Origin of the sequence: Streptomyces sp. KLMMK (genome assembly GCF_036961605.1) — a bacterium.
GTDB classification, from domain to species: domain Bacteria; phylum Actinomycetota; class Actinomycetes; order Streptomycetales; family Streptomycetaceae; genus Streptomyces; species Streptomyces telluris.
The window spans coordinates 56,576-74,265 of record NZ_JBAMDC010000001.1 but is presented as its reverse complement, the minus strand read 5'-3'; the positions used below and the strand labels follow the sequence as shown (position 1 = coordinate 74,265).

Here is a 17,690-nt window from a genome sequence, read left to right as displayed (position 1 = left end):
CGCGGCCACCGTCAGGTTTAGCAGTCGCACAGCGGGTCAGCCCGGGCGCACGGAAGATCGGGGACCAATGCCCCACCAGGAGGGGCCGCCCGGTCCCCGACGCGCCCCGAAGACCGGGACCATCAGCCCATCCCCGTTGGTACCGCGGTGACCTGAGCGGCCCGGGGCGGTGGGCGTCTTCAGGTGCAGAGGGTCCCTGCTGTTCGGTGGGGCTGAGTTCAGGGGGCAGGGGCCCCGGTTGTCTCCGGGAGACGGTCCAAGGCTTCGGAAGGCAGCCAGAACCAGGTGACCAGTGCGGTGGCCAGGGTGATGGCCAGGGCCGTGAGCGCCGTGGTCGTCACGGCGCTGACGAACGCCTCCCGCGCGGCGGTGCCCAGCTGCCCGGGGGCCGCGTGGGGCACGGTGGCGCCGGGCAGGGGCAGCGGGCCGGGCGGGAGGCGGCCGCCGAGACGGGTGCGGAGGTCGTGGGTGTAGGCGCTGGTGAGGACCGAGCCCTGGACGGCCACGCCGAGTGCCGCTCCGACCTGGCGGGTCGAGTCGTTGATGGCCGAACCCAGGGCGGCCTGCCGGGGTGGGACGGCTCCCATGACGGATTCCGTGGCCGCGCAGGCGACCATGCCGGCGCCGATGCCGGCCACGGCGGTGAAGACGACGACCCGCCCGTAGCCGGACTCCGGTGTGGTGCCGGCCTGGACGGCGAAGGCGGCGGCGACGAGCGCCAGGCCCAGGACTACGGGGGTACGCCGTCCGAGGCGGGACATGAGGGCGGGCGCGGCAAGGGCACCCGCGGCGAGCCCGCCCGGCAGCGGCAGGATGCGTGCGCCCGCCTCGCTCGGGGTGCAGCCCAGTACGCCCTGCAGATAGAGCGTGAGGATGAACAACGCGCCGAAGAGGGTGAGGGACATCAGGGCGAGGCAGGCCGCGCCCGCGCCGATGCGGGCGTCGCGCAGCAGTGGCAGGGGCAGCATCGGGTGGGGGGAACGGCGCTCCCACTGGACGAAGGCGGACAGCAATGCGGCCGCGAGCCCGTAGGCGGTCAGGACGGCCGGGTGGGTCCAGCCCAGGGAGGGGCTTTCGATGACCGCCCAGATGAGGGCGAGGAATCCGCCGGCGGACAGGGCGAGTCCACCGGTGTCCATGCTCTTGCGGCCGGCTTCGGGGGCGTGCTGCTCGGCGCGGGGCACGAGGACGAGCGCGAGCGCGGCGGTGAGGGCGGTGAGCGGGACGTTGATCCAGAAGGCGGCCCGCCAGGAGAAGGCTTCGACGAGGTGGCCTCCGACGAGCGGGCCGGTGAGGCCCCCGACGGCGCCGGTGGCGGTCCACGCGGCGATGGCCCGCCGCCGGCTCGTGGCCTCGTGGTGCAGATTGCTGATGAGGGCGAGCGTGGCGGGCATCAGCAGGGCGGCGCCGAGCCCCATGCCGCAGCGTGCGGCGACCAGTTGGGCGGGCGTGCGGGCGAGCGCTCCGAGCGCGGAGACGGCTCCGCACAGGAGCAGTCCGGCCAGGAAGGAGCGTCGCCGCCCGACCCGGTCGGTCACGTTTCCGGCTGCCAGGACGGTGGCGCCGAGCGCCAGGGCGTAGCCGTCCACGATCCACTGGACCTCGGCCAGGGTTGCGTGCAGGTCGCTGCGCAGGGCGGGGACGGCGACGTTGAGGATGGTGAGGTCCATGCCGAGGATGAACAGCCCGAGGCACAACACGGCCGTGGCCAGCCGCGGGGACGTCCGGCGGCCGGTGCCGCGGGGGCGCGCGTACGTGGGTGTCATGGGCGGTCGGCTGCCGGGTCGAGGAGGGTCCGGATACGTCCGGCGAGGTCGTTGATGCTGCCGGCGTTGACGACTTCCATGGCGGGAATCTCGACGGCCAGCTCGCTTTGGAGGGCGACGACGAGTTCGGTGGCCATGAGGGAGTCCAGACCCAGCGTGTCGAGCCCCTGTGTCCGGTCGATGCGGTCGGGTGCGCGGTGGGTGATGCGGGCGATGAGCGCTGCCAGCAGGTCGGCGAGTTCGGCTGTACTGCGGGCCGGTGCGGCGTCGGACCCGGCGGACGGGGTGGTGTTCCGGTGGCCGGCGGTGCCCTGGCCGGCAGGCAGGACCCCGGCGAAACGCGGTCCGCGCGCGGCAGGCAGGACCGCGGCGAGGCGGGCGAAGTCGAAGTGGCCGACCATGACGACGGAGCCGTCATGGCCGGCACCGGTGCGTGCGGCTTCGGCGCCGGCGGGTCCGCCGTGCTGCGGGCGGGTCATGAGGTCTTCGAGGGAGGCGAGGATGTCGTCGGTGCGCATGGGGGCGAGGCCCATGCGTTCCAGCACGCTGCTGACCTCGTCCAGGGCCGCGGTCCCGATTTCGCCGATGAGGCCCCAGCCGACGGCCAGGCCGGGCACGCCCGCGGCCCGGCGGGCGCGGACGATGCCCTCCATGGCGAGGTTGCCGGCGCCGTAGGCGGCCTGGGCGCGGTGACCGACGGTGGCGGAGATCGAGGAGTGGACGACGAAGAAGTCCAGGGGGATTGCGCGGGTGAGGCGGTCCAGGAGCATGGTGCCGCGCAGCTTCGGGGCGAGCACTGACTCGGCTGTTCCGTCGTCGAGTTCGGTCAGCAGGGCGTCGCCCAGGGCCATGGCGGAGTGGATGACGCCCCGCAGGGGGAACCCGGTGGCGGCGATGCGATCGAGGACGTCGCCGAGAGCGGCGGGGTCGGCGACGTCGGCGGCGTACGCCGTGGCGGTGGCACCCTTGCGGGCCAGTGCGTCCAGCAGGTCACCGGCGCCCGGCGTGGCGGGGCCGCGGCGGGACACCAGGGCCAGGTGCCGGGCTCCGCGGTCGGCCAGGAGACCGGCGACGGCGGCACCGAGGCCGGTGAGACCGCCGGTGATCAGGTAGGTGGCGGCCGGGTCGCAGGCGAGACGCCGGGGGAGCGCGGTGAGGTGCGGGGCGGGGTCGAGGGCGATGACCACCTTGCCGACGTGGTGGGAGCGGTGCAGCAGCGTGAACGCTTCCGTGATCTCGTCGGCGGGGTGGAGGTGGTACGGCAGCGGACGGTAGGCCCCTTGGTGGACGCGCCGGGTGAGGTCGCGGAAGTGGCGTGCCGACTGCTCGGGCTGCCGGACGAACATCTGGAGGGCGTCGACGGCGTGGAACGACAGGTTGTTGCGGAAGGCGCGCAGGGGCAGCCGCCCGCCGCCGTGGATGTCGCGTTTGCCGAGTTCGACGCAGCGACCGCCGGTACGCAGCACGTCGAGGTTGCGGGCGAGGGCCTCGCCCGCGAGGGAGTTGAGGACGACGTCCACGCCGTCGCCGCCGGTCAGTTCCCGCACCTGGTCGGCGAAGCCGAGCGTGCGGGAGTCCAGGACGTGCTCGGCGCCGAGCAGTTCGAGCAGGGTGCGCTTGGCGGGGCTGCCCGCGGTGGCGATGACCCGGGCCCCGACGCGTCGCGCGTACTGCAGGGCCGCCAGCCCCACGCCGCCGGCGGCGCCGTGCACGAGGACCGTCTCGCCTGCCGTGAGGCGGGCCAGGTGCTCCAGGGAGTGCTGCACGGTGAAGAAGGCCACGGGCAGGGTCGCGGCCTCGGCGAACGACATGCCCTCGGGGATGCGTCCGGCGCACGCCTCGGGCACGAGGAGATGCGAGGACAGGGCGCCGGGCGCGCAGGCGAAGACGCGGTCCCCCACCTGCAGCGACGTTCCCTCCCCGGCGGCCGTGACGATGCCCGCGGCCTCCAGGCCGAGGGCGTGCTCGTCCGGGATCGTGGGCTCGGCGCCCGGGGGCAGCGAGCCGGCCGCCAGCAACGCGTCGCGGTAGTTGAGCCCGGCCGCACGGACGTCGACCACCACTTCGCCCGGGCCGGGCGACGGCGGGTCGGGGGCGGGGACCCAGTCCAGGGCGTATCCGAGCCCCGGCCGACGCAGGCGCAGGCGGTACGGGCGCCGCCCCGCCGGGACCGTGGGGGCGGGCAGCTCGCGCAGCCGCGGCACGAACCGCCCGGCGGGCGTGAGGACGACCTCGTCGTCCTCCGTGGGCGTCATCAGCTCGTGGGCCAGCCGCCGTGCGTCGAGCCGGGGCGAGGGCCCCGGCGCGAGGGTCAGCCGCCTGACGGCCGGCCTGGACTTTTCGTTGGCGAGGCTGCGGGACACCGCCCACGGCACGCAGTCGGGCGGGAACGGGCGGGCTCCCGCTGTGGGCAGGGCCCCCGACGGGCGGGTGACCAGGCACAGCGAGGGGTCGGCAGCGTGCGGAAGCAGGGCGCACGCCTGGGCCACGGCGCGCAGGACGGCGGTGCGGGTGACGGCGTTCTCCAGCACCCTCCGGTCGTCGCCGTCCACCGCCGGGCCGGTGTCGCGAAGGCCGCTTCCGGTTTCCCGGCAGCCGGTGTCGGCGAGGAGGAGGACGAGGGTCGGCCGTACGGGGTCGGTGCGCAGGCAGGCGGCCCACTGGCCGGTGTCGGCGGTGGCCTGGACGACGGTCACCGGGCCACCGTCCGGTGCGCGCAGGGCGTCGGCGAGTGCTTCGGCCAGCGGGTCACCGGGGTGCTCGGTCGCGATGATCCAGGACGTCGCGAGGGCGCGGGACGGGGACTGTCCCGTGGTGCCGGCGCCCGCAGTGGCATCGAGGCTGATGGCACCGGTGCCTGGACCGGCGCTGGTAACTGGGCCGGTGGCGGTGCCGATGCCGGTGTGGGGCGCGGACGATCGGCAGGCCGATGCGGGATCGCGCCGGGCGACGAGCACCGAGTAGTCGGTGTCCGCCGTGCCCGCCCCGTCCATGCCGAGGTGGGCTGCTTCGTCGAATCCCTGTGCGGTGAGCAGCTCCTCCCACTGGAGGGCTGTCAGCAGCGGGGAGTCCGGGCGCAGGCCCGGGTCGTCGGCGCTCCAGAAGCTCTTCAGAGGCCCGAAGCAGGGCAGGAGCCGGTCGAGGGCGTGCGTTTCGACCGTGACCAGATACCCGCCCTCGTCGAGGAGGCGGGCGATCCGGCCGGTGCTCTCCCGCAGCCGGGCGGTGGCGTGCAGCACGTTGCCGGCCACCACGAGGTCGTACGAACCCGGTGCGTACCCCTGGTCTTCCGGGTCGCGGTCGAGGTCGAGCGCCCGGTAGGCGAGGTGGTCGTGCCCGGAGAAACGGGCGCGGGCGCGCGGGAAGAACGTGTCGGACAGGTCGGTGAAGGTGTAGTGGACGCGCTCCGGCGGCAGGACGCGCAGGAGCTCGGCGGTCAGGCCCCCGGTGCCGGCGCCCGCTTCCAGGACGCGCAGCGGGCGGTCGGCGGGCCAGTGCCGGACGAGTTCACGGATGACGGCGGAGGCCAGGGCGTTGCAGCGCCGCACGACGGTGGTGGAGGAGTAGTACTTCTCCACCCAATGGCGGGTGTTCTCGCCGAAGAGCAGGGCCACGGCGTCGCGGCGGCCGAGGAGCACGTCGGGCAGCGTGGTGCCGCAGTAGGTGTGCAGCACTGTTTCCGTGGCGCTTTCCGGGACCGCTCGTACGAAGTCCGCGAGAACACCGGGGGGATCGGGGCGGACGGCTGCCGTCCAGGCCCCGTCGTCGCCGCGCCGCATGACGCCGGCCCGTTCGGCCTGGTCGAGTGAGGCGTGCAGCAGGCGGCGGTAGACCGGGAGCACTCCGGCGGTGATCAGGCTGCCGGGGGTGAACGAGGCGGCTGCGGGGGCCACGGCGCGGACGGCGCGCAGGGTGAAGTGCGCGGCGAGCCGGTCGTCGAGCCGGGTGGCCTCGGCGTACCGGGCGGCGTCCCAGACAGGTCCGCTCATGGAGCGGCAGGCCGCGCGGGCCAGTTCGCGAGGCGCGGGGACGGCGGGTGCGGGCGTCGTGGGCCCCAGGGCGAGGGGCGCAGCGCGCAGGACGGTGGTGAGGTGCGTGGGAGCGGCGCGGCCGGTGTCGAAGCGGCGGAGCCGGCAGCCGTCGGCTTCGGCGGTGACGCGGCCCTGGTCGTCCAGCAGGCGGATGTCCCAGCACACTTCGCGAGGGGTGGCGTCGCGGCTGCGCACGTGCACCCAGCCCTCGGCGGGGGCTTCGTCCCATACCCGCAGGGCGGCGATGGCCGAGGGGAGGAAGGGGGCGCCGGGTGCTGCGCAGGCCCCGGTTCCGGCCTCGGCTTTGGTCGTAGCTTCGGTCCCGGTCCCGGAGCTTTCCCGGGCGAGCAGCGGCACCCCTGCCTGAAGTGCCCCGTCGAGCAGCACGGGAGGCAGGACGTACGCCGCCCGGCCGCCCGGATCCGAGGCGGCTTCCGGGACGTCCGGCAGCGCGTAGCGGGCCAGGACCTCGCCGTCCCCCACGTGCAGGGCGGTGAGGACGCTGAAGGCGGGCCCGTAGACGATGCCCGCTTCGGCGGCTGCGGCGCGGACGTTTTCCGCGGAGATGGTGGAGGGCAGGCGGGACTGCAGCGCGGGTACGTCCTCGGCAGGCGGTCGCTCCCGCAGGAGCCGGCGCACCGTGGCTCGGGTGTGCATGCGCCAGGGGCCGGTGCCGTCGCGGCTGGTGATGCGGACCTGGCCGTCGGCCGCGTCCATGGACGTCTGGAGGCGGACGTCCATGGCGGGGTCGTCGAAGGGCAGGGTCAGGGCGCGTTCGACGGCGATGTCTTCCAGTTGCACCGGGCCCTGGTGGTGGAGGCGGCCCGCGCCCAGGGCTGCTTCGGCGAAGGCGGCCGCAGGAACGACGACGGCACCGGTGACGACGTGGTCGGCGAGCCACCGGTGGCGGACGGGGTCGATCCTCAGCTGCCACAGGGGCTCGGCATGGCCGGTGCGCTCGCCGAGGAGGGGGTGGTGACGCAGGCCGTCACCGCAGCCGTTCCGGAACCAGCCGGGAGTGCCGTGCCAGTGGCGGTCCTGCTGCCAGGGGTAGCCGGGCAGGCTCCGGACCCGGCCCGGCACGGGGAAGAGGACAGCGTCGTCCGTGCGGGCACCGGCGGCGAGCAGCATGGCGACGGCCTGTTCGAGGTCCTCGGCGCCGTCCCGGTCCCGTACGAGGGCCGGCAGGACCGCGGCGGGTTCCTCGCTGTGGGCGGCGAGGATACGGCGCAGGTAGTGGCCCAGGACGGGATGCGGGCCGATTTCCACGAAGGCGTCGCAGCCGCGGTCCGCCAGGGCTTCGACCGCGCCCAGCAGGTGCACGGGACGGCGGACGTTGTCCCACCAGTACTCGGCCGTCAGGTCCCGGCCCCGGTGGAGGCCGCCGGTCACGGTGGAGGCGAACGCCGTTCTCTCGTGACGGGGCCGCAGGCCGGCCAGGCCGGCGCGCAGGCCGGCCTCGACCGGGTCCATGCGGGCGGTGTGGAACGCGTAGTCGAGGTCGAGCATCCGGAAGTGGACGCCGTGCCGGGCCAGCCGTCCGGCCAGCTTGTCGAGGGCGGCCTCGTCGCCCGCGACCGTCACGTCCTGCGGACTGTTGACGGCGGCCAGCTCCAGTGCGTCGCCGAACGCCGACAATTCCTCCCGCGCCCGGTCGGGGCCCAGGCCCACGGCCGCCATGCGCCCGGAACCGGCGGTGCGGGCCTGCGCGAGGCTGCGCCGGACGATGACCTCCGCGGCGGAGGCCAGGTCGAGAGCACCGCACGCGTACGCGGCGGCGACCTCGCCGACACTGTGCCCGGCCACTCCCGCCGGGTGCACCCCGTAGGCTCCCAGCGCGGCCGTGAGCCCCACCTGCACCGCGAACAGGAGCGGTTGAGCCACTTCCGTCCGTGCAAGGCGGGCGGCGTCGGCACCCCTGGCCAGCTGGTCGCGCACGGACCAGCCGAGCAGAGGCGACAGGGCCGCGTCGGTCTCGTCGACGGCGTGCCGGAAAGCAGCCGCACCGGACGTGCTGTCGCCCGCCGCCCCGGAGACCGCGGTGGCCAAGAGCCGGCGCCCCATTCCCGTCCACTGGGCGCCGTTGCCGCTGTAGACGAAGGCGACCCTGCCGCTCGCGAGCGCCTGTGCGGGCGTGCAGGCAGCTGCCCGCAGCCGGGCAGCGGCGGTGCGCGCGTCGGAGGCGACGACGGCCGCGCGCCAGGAGTGCCTGCCGCGCCGCCGGAACGTGGTGTGCGCGATGTCGTAGAACGCGCGCGCATCCGGATCCGCGGCGTCGAGGTGGTCGGCGAGTCCGGTGGCGGCCCGGGCGAGGGCGGCGGGGCTGCGGGCGCTGACCAGGACGGGCCGGGGACCCGCGGGCGGATCCTGCCGCGCGGCGGGGGCGGGGGAGGGGGCGAGGACGGCGTGGGCGTTGGAGCCGCCGAATCCGAAGGAGTTCACGCCCACCAGCCCGCCCGCAGTACGGGGCAGAGGCAGCGCTGCGGGCACGGGCGCGAGCCCCAGGCGGGCGAAGTCGATGGCCGGGTTCGCCGGGAGCCCGTGCAGGGACGGCGGGACGATCCGGTGCCGCAGGACGAGGACGGCCTTGAGCAGCCCCGCCAGCCCCGAAGCGGACTCCAGATGCCCCAGGTTGGTCTTGACCGACCCGATCGGCAGCGGTCGCTCCGGCGAGCACCTGCCGGACAGAGCCGCCGCGACGGCCTCGCACTCCAGGGGATCACCCACCGGGGTGCCGGTGCCGTGCGCCTCCATGTACACCAGCTCGCCTGCATCCAGGCCGGGCGCGCCGTACACCTGGCGCAGGAGGGCGGCCTGCGCCTCGGCGCTGGGCTGGGCCAGGCCCGGAGTGCGGCCGTCGCTGTTGGTGCCGGTCGCCGCGATCACGGCGTGGACGCGGTCGCCGTCGGCGAGTGCCCGGTCGAGTGGCTTGAGGACGAGGACCGCACCGCCCTCGGCGCGGACGAACCCGTCGGCGGCAGCGGAGAAGGCACGGCACCGGCCGGTGGGCGAAAGCATCGACGCCTTGGCGAAGCCGACGAACTCGTGCGGGCCGACGAGGACGTTGACGCCCGCCGCCAGCGCCAGCTCCCCGCCCGCGGTGAGGAACCCGCACGCCTGGTGCAGGGCCACCAGGCTGGACGAACAGGCGGTGTCCACCGCCAGGCTCGGGCCGCGCAGGTCGAAGGCGTGCGAGACCCGGCCCGCGGTGTTGCCGTTCGCCAATCCGGTCATCGTGTGCCGGTCGATGGTCTCCGGGCGGCTGAGCTGGAGGTTCCCGTAGGAGTGGTTGGACACCCCGACGAAGACCCCGGTGCCGGACCCGGCCAGTCCCGCCGGGTCGAGACCGGCGTCGTCCAGGCTCTCGGCGGCCAGCTCCAGCAGCAGCCGCTGCTGCGGATCCATGCGGGCCGCCTCGCGCGGGGAGAGGGAGAAATAGTCCGCGTCGAAGGCCGCGACGTCGTCGAGAACCCCGGCGGCGGACGTGTAACTGCGCCCGGGCCGCCGCGGGTCGGCGTCCGTGAACTCGTCCGCGTCGAAGCGCCCGGCCGGTATGAGTGTGACCAGGTCCCGGCCCTCGATCAGAGCCGACCACAGCGAGCCGAGGTCGTTCAGACCGCCCGGGAAGCGACAGGAGATCCCGACCACAGCCACATCATGGGTGTGGACGCTGCCACCACCACGGACGTTCACCGCATGCTCCACAGCCACCCCCGTCAGTGCCCGCTCGGCTCCCCGTGCCCGAGATCCTTCCCCTGGAGGAACTGAAAGCAGAGCGGTGACCGGGTCATCCCACGAAAGAGTGGAATGGGCACTCGATGGGCCGGGTCCGGGGAAGCCTTCCTCTTCGGGGCGGTGCGCAGGGGGCCGAGGACGCTGCGGCATCGAAGGGGGAGGGGATGCCGTGAGAGGCAGAGCACTCGGCGACGGCCCACTGTGGGAGCTACCCGCCGCAGGAGGCTGGCCCGGGCTGGAGGCGGCCGTGCTGCTGCTCCCCGGATTGGGCGGTGACGTCGGCGACTTCTCGCTCTGGCCGCGTCATCTCGCGCCGGAGCTGAGGCCCTTGACGGCCCGGTACCCGGGCCGCGGGACCGGCACAGGGGCGGAGCCGGCAGCCGGACCGGGCCCCGACCTCGTCGCCTTCGCCGCCGAACTCGCCGACAGCGTGCTCCTTCACACGGCGGAGCCCTTGCTGATCCTCGGGCACAGCCTGGGGGCGCTGCTCGGGTACGAGGTCGCCTGGCACCTCCAGCAACGCCGTCGCCCGGCCCTCGCCCTGCATGTGTGCGCCGCCTTCTCACCCTCCGAGTACGCGAGCTTCGACCTCAACAGCGGGGCCATGACGGACGGTTCCTTGGTCGCTCTCACCGAGAGCCTGGCCATCCCTCTGCCCGGCGGGACGGACACGCCTGAGCGAGGCGCCGTGCTGCGGGCCGTCCGCGCCGACCTCGCCCTGATCGACGCCTACACGTACGGCCCGCGCCCCAGACCGCTGGCCTACCCCATCACCGTATGGTCAGCCCGCGACGACGCCATCATCCCCGTGGCCTCGGCCCGGCGATGGCAACCGATGACCCACCACACCCTCACCCACCACACGCTCCCCGTACCTCACCACTGCGTCAGCTCCCCTCGGGCCATCGGCCCCATCACCGGCGCACTGCGCGACAGTCTGTAACAGCCTTACCCACCACATCCCAGCCACTGCCCTGACATGGTGTTTTACAGTGGTTTCCGTCAGATCTGGCGACAGGACCTGTGAGGTATTCGCGAACATGTCGACTGAAACCTTTGAGTTTCAGGTCGAGGCCCGTCAGCTGCTGCAGCTGATGATCCACTCGGTCTACTCGAACAAAGATGTCTTCCTGCGGGAGCTCGTCTCCAATGCCTCCGACGCGCTGGACAAGCTGCGTCTCGAGAAGCTGTGGGACGACTCGCTCGACGCCGACGTGTCCGATCTGCACATCGACATCGACGTCGACACGGACGCCCGCACCCTCACGGTGCAGGACAACGGCATCGGCATGTCGTACGAGGAGGTCGGGCGGCTCATCGGCACGATCGCCAACTCGGGCACCGCCAAGTTCCTCCAGGAGCTTCAGGAGGCCAAGGACGCGGCCGGGGCGGAGGGGCTCATCGGCCAGTTCGGCGTCGGGTTCTACGCCGGTTTCATGGTTGCGGACGAGGTCACCCTGGTGACCCGGCGCGCCGGCGAGAGCCAGGGCACCCGCTGGACGTCGCGCGGCGAAGGCACGTACACGCTGGAGACGGTCGACGACGCGCCGCAGGGCACGTCGGTCACGCTTCACCTCAAGCCGGCCGACCCGGAGAACCAGCTCCACGACTACACCTCCCCGTGGAAGATCAGGGAGATCATCAAGCGGTACTCGGACTTCATCACCTGGCCCATCCGGATGGTGGTGCCCGGTCCCGAGGGCTCCGCCGCAGCCGGCAAGAGCGATGAGGCGTCCGAAGCCGAGGCGCCCGAAGCCGAGGCGCCTCAAGCCGAAACGCTCAACTCCATGAAGGCACTGTGGGCTCGCCCGCGAGGCGAGGTGACCGACGACGAGTACCACGAGCTCTACAAGCACATCGGCCACGACTGGCGCGACCCGCTGGAGACGATCCGGCTCCAGGCGGAGGGCACCTTCGAGTACCAGGCCCTGCTGTTCCTCCCCGCCCACGCACCCCACGACCTCTTCGCGCGGGACTCCAAGCGCGGCGTGCAGCTGTACGTCAAGCGCGTGTTCATCATGGACGACTGCGAGGCGCTGCTGCCGCCGTACCTCCGCTTCGTCAAGGGCGTCGTCGACGCGGCGGACCTCTCGCTCAATGTGTCCCGCGAGATCCTCCAGCAGGACCGTCACATCGAGATGATGCGGCGACGCCTGACGAAGAAGGTCCTGTCCACGGTCAAGGAAATGATGGCCAAGGACCAGGACCGCTACGCCACGTTCTGGCGGGAGTTCGGCACGGTCCTGAAGGAGGGGCTGGTCACCGACCCGGAGAACCGCGACGTCCTCCTCTCCGTCGCGTCGTTCGCGAGCACGCACCACGACACCGAGCCGACCACGCTCAAGCAGTACGCGGAGCGGATGAAGGACGGGCAGGAGGACATCTACTACCTGGCCGGCGAGTCCCGGCAGAGCATCGAGAACTCCCCGCACATGGAGGCGTTCCGGGACCGGGGCATCGAGGTGCTGCTGCTCACCGATCCCGTCGACGAGGTGTGGGCCGACGCCGTCGGCGAGTACGAGGGCAAGAAGCTGCGGTCCGTCGCCAAGGGACGGATCGACCTCGACGCCCAGGACGAGGACGCCTCCGACGGCGAGCGGGAGAAGCAGACCGAGGAGTACGCCGGGCTGCTCGGCTGGATGAAGGAGCAGCTGGACGGGGAGGTCAAGGAGGTGCGGCTGTCCTCCCGCCTCACCGTCTCTCCCGCCTGTGTCGTCTCCGACGCGCACGACCTGACCCCGGCGCTGGAGAACATGTACCGCGCGATGGGTCAGGAGGTGCCCAGCGCCAAGCGGATCCTGGAGCTCAACCCGGATCACCGGCTGGTGAAGGGCCTCAACCAGGCGTACAACGAGCGCGAGGACCGCGTGGCGCTCGCCGAGACCGCCGAGCTCCTGCACGGTCTGGCGGTGCTCGCCGAGGGCGGTCAGCCGAAGGAGCCGGCCCGGTTCGTCAAGCTGATGGCGGACCGCCTGGAGCGGGCGCTGTAAGACGGCTCCGCCACGTGTCGGCGGCCTGCCCCGGGATGTGACGGGCAGGCCGTCGGCAGTCAGGCCGCCAGCAGTCAGGCCGCCGACGCCCAGGCCTTGACCCGCGGTCCAGCCGGATCAGTCAGGGGGGTAGTCGTGATAGTGCCCCCAGCCGAGAACGTCCTGCTCGGGCGGCGTCTTATAGGCGTCGCCCTTCGTCTCCTCCCGTGCTTTCGCGGCTTCTGCCGCTCTGTCCTGCTGCTCGCGCTCGTCTTCGGCGGCATGCGCCTCTTTTTTGTGCTTCCTCAGCCAGGACATGACCCCCAACCCCCATCTCTCTCGTCCGTTCAGCCCACGTTTTCAGGCTCACACGCATGCGCGGGCGGCGCATCCCGCCCTCCTGCACCCACCGCCCGGCGCCCACCGTGACCGTTGGTCCACAGGGCGTACCGGATGCGGCTCGGATCACGGGGTGGAGACCTTGTGGACGGTGGTGTCGTCGGGATCCAGCCGTCGCCCGTCCGCAGAGAGCACTTCCAGTGCACGCAGGCGATGTCCCTGCCGGCGGTCGACCAACTCCGAGTGTGGTTCGCCGGGGGCGAAGAAGTTCTCTTCGCCCCACTGCCGCAGTGCCACGATGACGGGGAAGAGCGCCTTGCCCTTCGGGGTCAGCACGTACTCGCGGTAGGCGCTGCCGTCCGAGGCGGGGACGGATTCGAGGACACCGCCGGCGACCAGCGTGCGCAGACGTGCGGTGAGGATGTTCTTCGCCACGCCGAGGCTGCGCTGGAACTCCCCGAAGCGCCGGCTTCCGTCGAAGGCGTCCCGCACGATCAGCAGGGACCACCAGTCGCCGATCGCGTCCACCGACCGGGCGACAGGGCATTCGCTGTCGTCGAAGCGCGTCCTGGTCACCATGGTGTCCCTCACTCTCGCAGTGGTTGCAACATGCTACCAAGGCGGGCTACCGTCGCCGCCATTGGTAGCAAGATGAAACCAGATATGCGGAGGAGTGCTGATGCCCGGCAACTGTGAGGCCGTCACACGACCGATCGAGGCCGGAAGCGGGGAAGGCCCCGCGTTCGTCCTGTCTCGTCGCGTCGTCATGCTGTTCGCCGTCGCCTGCGGGGCGGCGGTGGCCAACGTCTACTTCTCCCAGCCACTCCTGGTGACCATGGGCCGCGACCTCGCCATGAGCCCGGCGCTCGTCGGCAGCGTGGTCACCCTCACGCATGTCGGATACGGGCTGGGACTGTTCTTCCTCGTGCCGCTGGGCGACATCGCCGACCGCAGACGGCTCGTCGTGGCCCAGTTACTGCTCCTGGTGATGGCACTGACCGTGGTAGCCGCTGCCCACACGGCGGCGATCCTCCTCGCAGGCATGGCCGCGACGGGGCTGTTCGCGGTCGTCACGCAGACGCTGGTGGCTTTCGCGGCATCACTGGCCCCTGCCGCCGGACGCGGGCGGGTCGTCGGCCTGGTCACCAGCGGCGTGGTCATCGGAATCCTGCTCGCCCGCACCGCATCCGGCCTCATGGCCGATCTCGCGGGCTGGCGCTCCGTCTACTTCGCCTCGGCGGCGCTCACCGCGCTGCTCGCCCTGGTCCTGTACCGAGTGCTGCCGCGCCACAGTGACGCTCCGCCGACAACCCTGCGCTACGGACAGCTCCTGCGTTCCACGATCACCCTGTTCGCACGGGAACGACTGCTGCGGCTCCGGGCCCTGTTCGGTCTGCTGGTCTTCGCCGCCTTCAGCACCCTGTGGAGCAGCGTCGCGCTGCCGCTCAGCGAGGCCCCGTACTTCCTGCCCCACAGCGCGATCGGGGCGCTGGGGCTCATCGGTGTCGCCGGAGCCCTGGCCGCGACCGCGGCGGGCCGCCTGAACGACCGCGGACTCTCCCGGCGGACCACCGGCATCGCCTTGGCGCTGCTCGCCGTCTCGTGGCTGCCGTTGGCCTTCACCCGCAGCTCGCTCTGGGCCCTGGTCGTCGGGGTGGTCCTCCTCGACCTCGCCGTGCAGGCGGTCCACGTCACCAACCAGACCCTGATCTACGCGCTGCACCCGGACGCGGGCAGCCGGCTGATCGGCGGATACATGGTCTTCTACTCGATCGGCAGCGCCACAGGCGCCCTAGCCGCGACTTCTCTCTACACGGTGGCCGGCTGGGGCGCCGTATGCGCACTCGGCGCCGCGTTCAGCTGCCTGGGGCTCGTGCTGTGGGCGTTCACCGGACACAACACCCCTGACCCGGCCGCCCCTGACCCTGCCGCCGAGGTGACCTCTCGCAGCGAAGTCTGAGCAACCATTCCGTCAGCCGACCGCGGAGCATGTGCGGCGAGGGCGCGCGGCCGCAGTCACAGCACTGTGCACTGTGCAGGAACTGCTCGCCGGCGCGGTGGCCCACCTCCCTCATCACCTCTCGTCCTCTCCCGTCGCAGCCGCTGCCTGGTAGGCGGTGGCCTGGAGGGTGAACATCTGCCGGTACTCGCCAGGTCGGCCGTCGGCGGTGGTGTGGTTCATCAGGTCCTGGTGGGTGCCGGATTCGATGATGTGTCCGTCACGGAAGACGTGGATGGCGTCGCAGCCGGTGACGCTGCTGAGGCGGTGGGAGATCAGGATGGTGATGCGGTCCGGGCGGCGCTTGCCGTGCAGGACGGCCTCGTAGACGGCGTGTTCGGCGCGGGCGTCCATGTTGGCCGTGGGCTCGTCCAGTACCAGGACGGCGGCGTCCTGGTACAGGCCCCGGGCCACGGCTACCTTGGCCCAGTTCCCGCCGGACAGTTCCTGTCCGTTCTTGAAACGCTTGGACAGCGGGGTGGCCCACTGCTGTGGTAGCCCGGCGATGACACGGTCCGCGCCGGACTCGGTCACAGCTGCGAGAGCCCGCTGCGGGTCGGCCTCGGTGATGCTCCCCGCGCCGATCGTGACATTGGCCAGCGCCGACAGCGGCCAGGCGACGGGGTCTTGCAGCACCATGGCGACCCGGGCCTGAATGCTCTCGGCATCCACCTCCCGCACTTCCACGCCGTCCCAGGAGATGCTGCCCTTGCACGGCGCGTACAGCCCTGCCAGGAGCTTGGCCATCGTCGACTTGCCCGATCCGTTCGCCCCGACGAACGCCACCGTGGAGCCCGCCGCCAGCGTCATCGACACCCCACGCAGAGCGTCCCGGCCGGCCTCGGGATAGGCGTAGTGAACGTCCGTGACGGTAATGGTCTTCACCCGGTCAGCAAGGCGCCGGCCCGTACGGTGCGGCTGCAGGGCACGGCAGCGCTCCAGATGCCGCTCGAGATCGTCGATCCACAAGGCATGCTCGTACATCCGGTGCATCGCCAGCACGACGCTCACCAGCGTCCCCCGGCTGGAGCGGATCGCCAGAAACGCCCCGCCACCCGCCGCCAGCGGCAGCCAGCCCGTCGCCGTCATCCACCCCAGCACCCCATACGTCGCCCCCACCGCCAGGCCACCGACCGCACGCCCCCACAGCGAGACATTCGCCTCCTGCCGCCCCAGCCGCGCATCCTCCTCCTCGATCCGCCGGGCGAAACGCTCATGCTCCTCCAGCAACGCCCGCTGCGCCGTCGAAGCGCGCACCTCCGGGGCCGACTCACGGTCGAGAAGGATCCAGGTGAACAGACGGATACGGCGCTGAAGCGTGCTGTAACGGCTGTGGGAGAGGAACTGCGCCCGCGCCGAGCGCACCGCCGCGTACCCCTGAGGAACCACGGACAGCACCAGAAGGGGCAGCAACGCAGGGTGCAGGACGGCCAGGACGCCGGCTGCCCCGGTCAGACCGAGTGCGGCGTGCGCGAGCTGGATCAGCTGTGGCACGGCCTCGCGCATGTAGTACAGCCCGCGATCGTTGGCCTTGTGCGCCTCGTCAGCGAAAGCAGCATCGTCCACCGCTTCCAGGCGCACATGGCAGTTCAGCCGCAAGAACTCCTGCTCCACCGCGCGCCGGACCTTCGGAGTGAGCGCGGCCTGTCCCCGGGCTACACCGAAGTCGATCAGCCCCTGCGCCGCCATCAAGCCGGCGACCAGCGCGAGCGAGGGAAGGGCGTGGTGGATGCGCTCGGAGGTTGCACCCTGGGCGAAGAGCGCCGACAGCACGCGCACCGAGGCCAGGAGCCCGAAAGCGCTCATCAACGCCGAGGCCGGCTGCAGCACCACGACCACCACCGTGGCGCGCGCATCGGCCCGGTAAGCCAACCCCAGCACCCTGCGGCTGATCGCCGGAAGCCGGCCGAGAATCCGCCACACACTGGTGCGGGCGGCTTCCCCGTCCCACTGACTCCAGTACGCGCTCTTCAGCTCATCACCGACCTCTCCGCCCTCCGGCGCCGCCGCGGCACTTTGCGGAGGAAGCGGCAGCGCACCCTGACCCTGGCGGGGAACGGGTACATCCGCCCCATGATGGTTCTGCGCCCCCTGGGCATCCGCCTCGCTCACTGTGCTCCCCCTCGCCCTCGACACCGAACCCGACTGACGCGGGCAATTCCCATGGCCGGCGCCGGGGGCGTCACCCGTCCTAGCGGGGTCCGCCGCATGCGGCACGGCGTGGTGTCACCGGCTCCAGCCGATGTCCGTGTACGGCCAACCGTGCGCTATGCCCTCCAATGCCGCGACCGTGTACTCCACCGTCGGGTCGGGCAGAGCGTGCAAGGGCCACCATCGCCACTCCACGCACCGGTCCGGCTCCATCAGCTGCGGTTCACCGTGCCATCGGTGCACGCGGAAGAACAGCTGCAACCGCGGTACGGCTTCGGCGTCGTCGGCGTCGAGCAGGTGCACGGCATGCACGAGCTCGAGGTCGGGCTCGGCCACGGTGATGCCGAGCTCCTCGTCGGCCTCCCGTACGGCACAGGCGCGCGCACTCTCCCGCTCCACATGCCCTGCCGGAACATGCCAGACATGCGCAGCGAACAGCGCGTCGGGCGTCCGTAACCCCAACAGGACCTGTCCCTTGTCCTCGAACACCAGGTGTGCGCCGACAACGTTCGGCTGGAACGACATAGGTTCTCCTCTCCTCCGACACGGTCGTGCCGCGGCGGCTGTGCGGACGCCTCGACCGGCCGTAAGACGTAAGCCGCAGGGCGTTCACGGGTCGCTCCCGACGGCGCAGGCCACGGGTGAAGGCGGGCCCGGCGGCTGTACCCGTCGCTCCGATGCCCGCCGCGGAACGTCGAAT

Annotated in this window: 9 protein-coding genes; 3 read left to right on the top strand and 6 right to left on the bottom strand. The window is 72.2% G+C overall.

What is annotated here, in order from left to right; genetic code table 11:
- Positions 1-218: 218 nt before the first annotated feature.
- Positions 219-1,766, bottom strand: a complete 1,548-nt coding sequence (locus V7793_RS00315) for an MFS transporter (RefSeq protein WP_335580790.1) — start codon at positions 1,764-1,766, stop codon at positions 219-221.
- Positions 1,763-9,445, bottom strand: a complete 7,683-nt coding sequence (locus V7793_RS00310; protein ID WP_335580789.1) for an SDR family NAD(P)-dependent oxidoreductase — start codon at positions 9,443-9,445, stop codon at positions 1,763-1,765. Before V7793_RS00310 ends, V7793_RS00315 begins: the two co-directional genes overlap by 4 nt.
- A gap of 256 nt (positions 9,446-9,701) precedes the next feature.
- Between V7793_RS00310 and V7793_RS00305 the strand changes: the two genes are divergently transcribed.
- Together V7793_RS00305 and htpG are read left to right on the top strand one after the other, a co-directional pair.
- Complete coding sequence (locus V7793_RS00305) at positions 9,702-10,475, top strand: thioesterase II family protein (protein ID WP_335580788.1); 774 nt, start codon at positions 9,702-9,704, stop codon at positions 10,473-10,475.
- Between the two features lie 97 nt (positions 10,476-10,572).
- Positions 10,573-12,522 (top strand): molecular chaperone HtpG, encoded by a 1,950-nt coding sequence (htpG, locus tag V7793_RS00300; protein WP_335580787.1) that lies wholly within the window; start codon positions 10,573-10,575, stop codon positions 12,520-12,522.
- A gap of 117 nt (positions 12,523-12,639) precedes the next feature.
- On the opposite strand, the gene V7793_RS00295 is transcribed toward htpG, so the two are convergent.
- Both V7793_RS00295 and V7793_RS00290 read right to left on the bottom strand, forming a co-directional pair.
- Complete coding sequence (locus tag V7793_RS00295; RefSeq protein ID WP_335580786.1) at positions 12,640-12,819, bottom strand: hypothetical protein; 180 nt, start codon at positions 12,817-12,819, stop codon at positions 12,640-12,642.
- 147 nt (positions 12,820-12,966) lie between these two features.
- Positions 12,967-13,419 carry a winged helix-turn-helix transcriptional regulator gene (locus V7793_RS00290; protein WP_335580785.1) on the bottom strand — a complete coding sequence of 151 codons (453 nt, stop codon included), beginning with the start codon at positions 13,417-13,419 and terminating at the stop codon, positions 12,967-12,969.
- Between the two features lie 100 nt (positions 13,420-13,519).
- Here V7793_RS00290 and V7793_RS00285 point away from each other — a divergent pair, with 100 nt between their 5' ends.
- Positions 13,520-14,800, top strand: coding sequence for an MFS transporter (locus V7793_RS00285; protein ID WP_335580784.1), 1,281 nt, complete (start codon positions 13,520-13,522; stop codon positions 14,798-14,800).
- A gap of 114 nt (positions 14,801-14,914) precedes the next feature.
- Here V7793_RS00285 and V7793_RS00280 read toward each other — a convergent pair whose 3' ends face one another.
- Positions 14,915-16,951, bottom strand: a complete 2,037-nt coding sequence (locus tag V7793_RS00280) for an ABC transporter ATP-binding protein (protein WP_335580783.1) — start codon at positions 16,949-16,951, stop codon at positions 14,915-14,917.
- A 114-nt stretch (positions 16,952-17,065) separates the two neighbouring features.
- Positions 17,066-17,515, bottom strand: a complete 450-nt coding sequence (locus V7793_RS00275) for an NUDIX hydrolase (RefSeq protein ID WP_335580782.1) — start codon at positions 17,513-17,515, stop codon at positions 17,066-17,068.
- Positions 17,516-17,690: the final 175 nt, after the last annotated feature.

What these genes read in the sequence shown, in the direction of transcription:
- V7793_RS00295 (WP_335580786.1), bottom strand. Translation starts at nt 12,819, where the DNA reads ATGTCCTGGCTGAGGAAGCACAAAAAAGAGGCGCATGCCGCCGAAGAC.
- htpG (WP_335580787.1), top strand. Translation starts at nt 10,573, where the DNA reads ATGTCGACTGAAACCTTTGAGTTTCAGGTCGAGGCCCGTCAGCTGCTG.
- V7793_RS00315 (WP_335580790.1), bottom strand. Translation starts at nt 1,766, where the DNA reads ATGACACCCACGTACGCGCGCCCCCGCGGCACCGGCCGCCGGACGTCC.
- V7793_RS00275 (WP_335580782.1), bottom strand. Translation starts at nt 17,515, where the DNA reads ATGTCGTTCCAGCCGAACGTTGTCGGCGCACACCTGGTGTTCGAGGAC.
- V7793_RS00285 (WP_335580784.1), top strand. Translation starts at nt 13,520, where the DNA reads ATGCCCGGCAACTGTGAGGCCGTCACACGACCGATCGAGGCCGGAAGC.
- V7793_RS00290 (WP_335580785.1), bottom strand. Translation starts at nt 13,419, where the DNA reads ATGGTGACCAGGACGCGCTTCGACGACAGCGAATGCCCTGTCGCCCGG.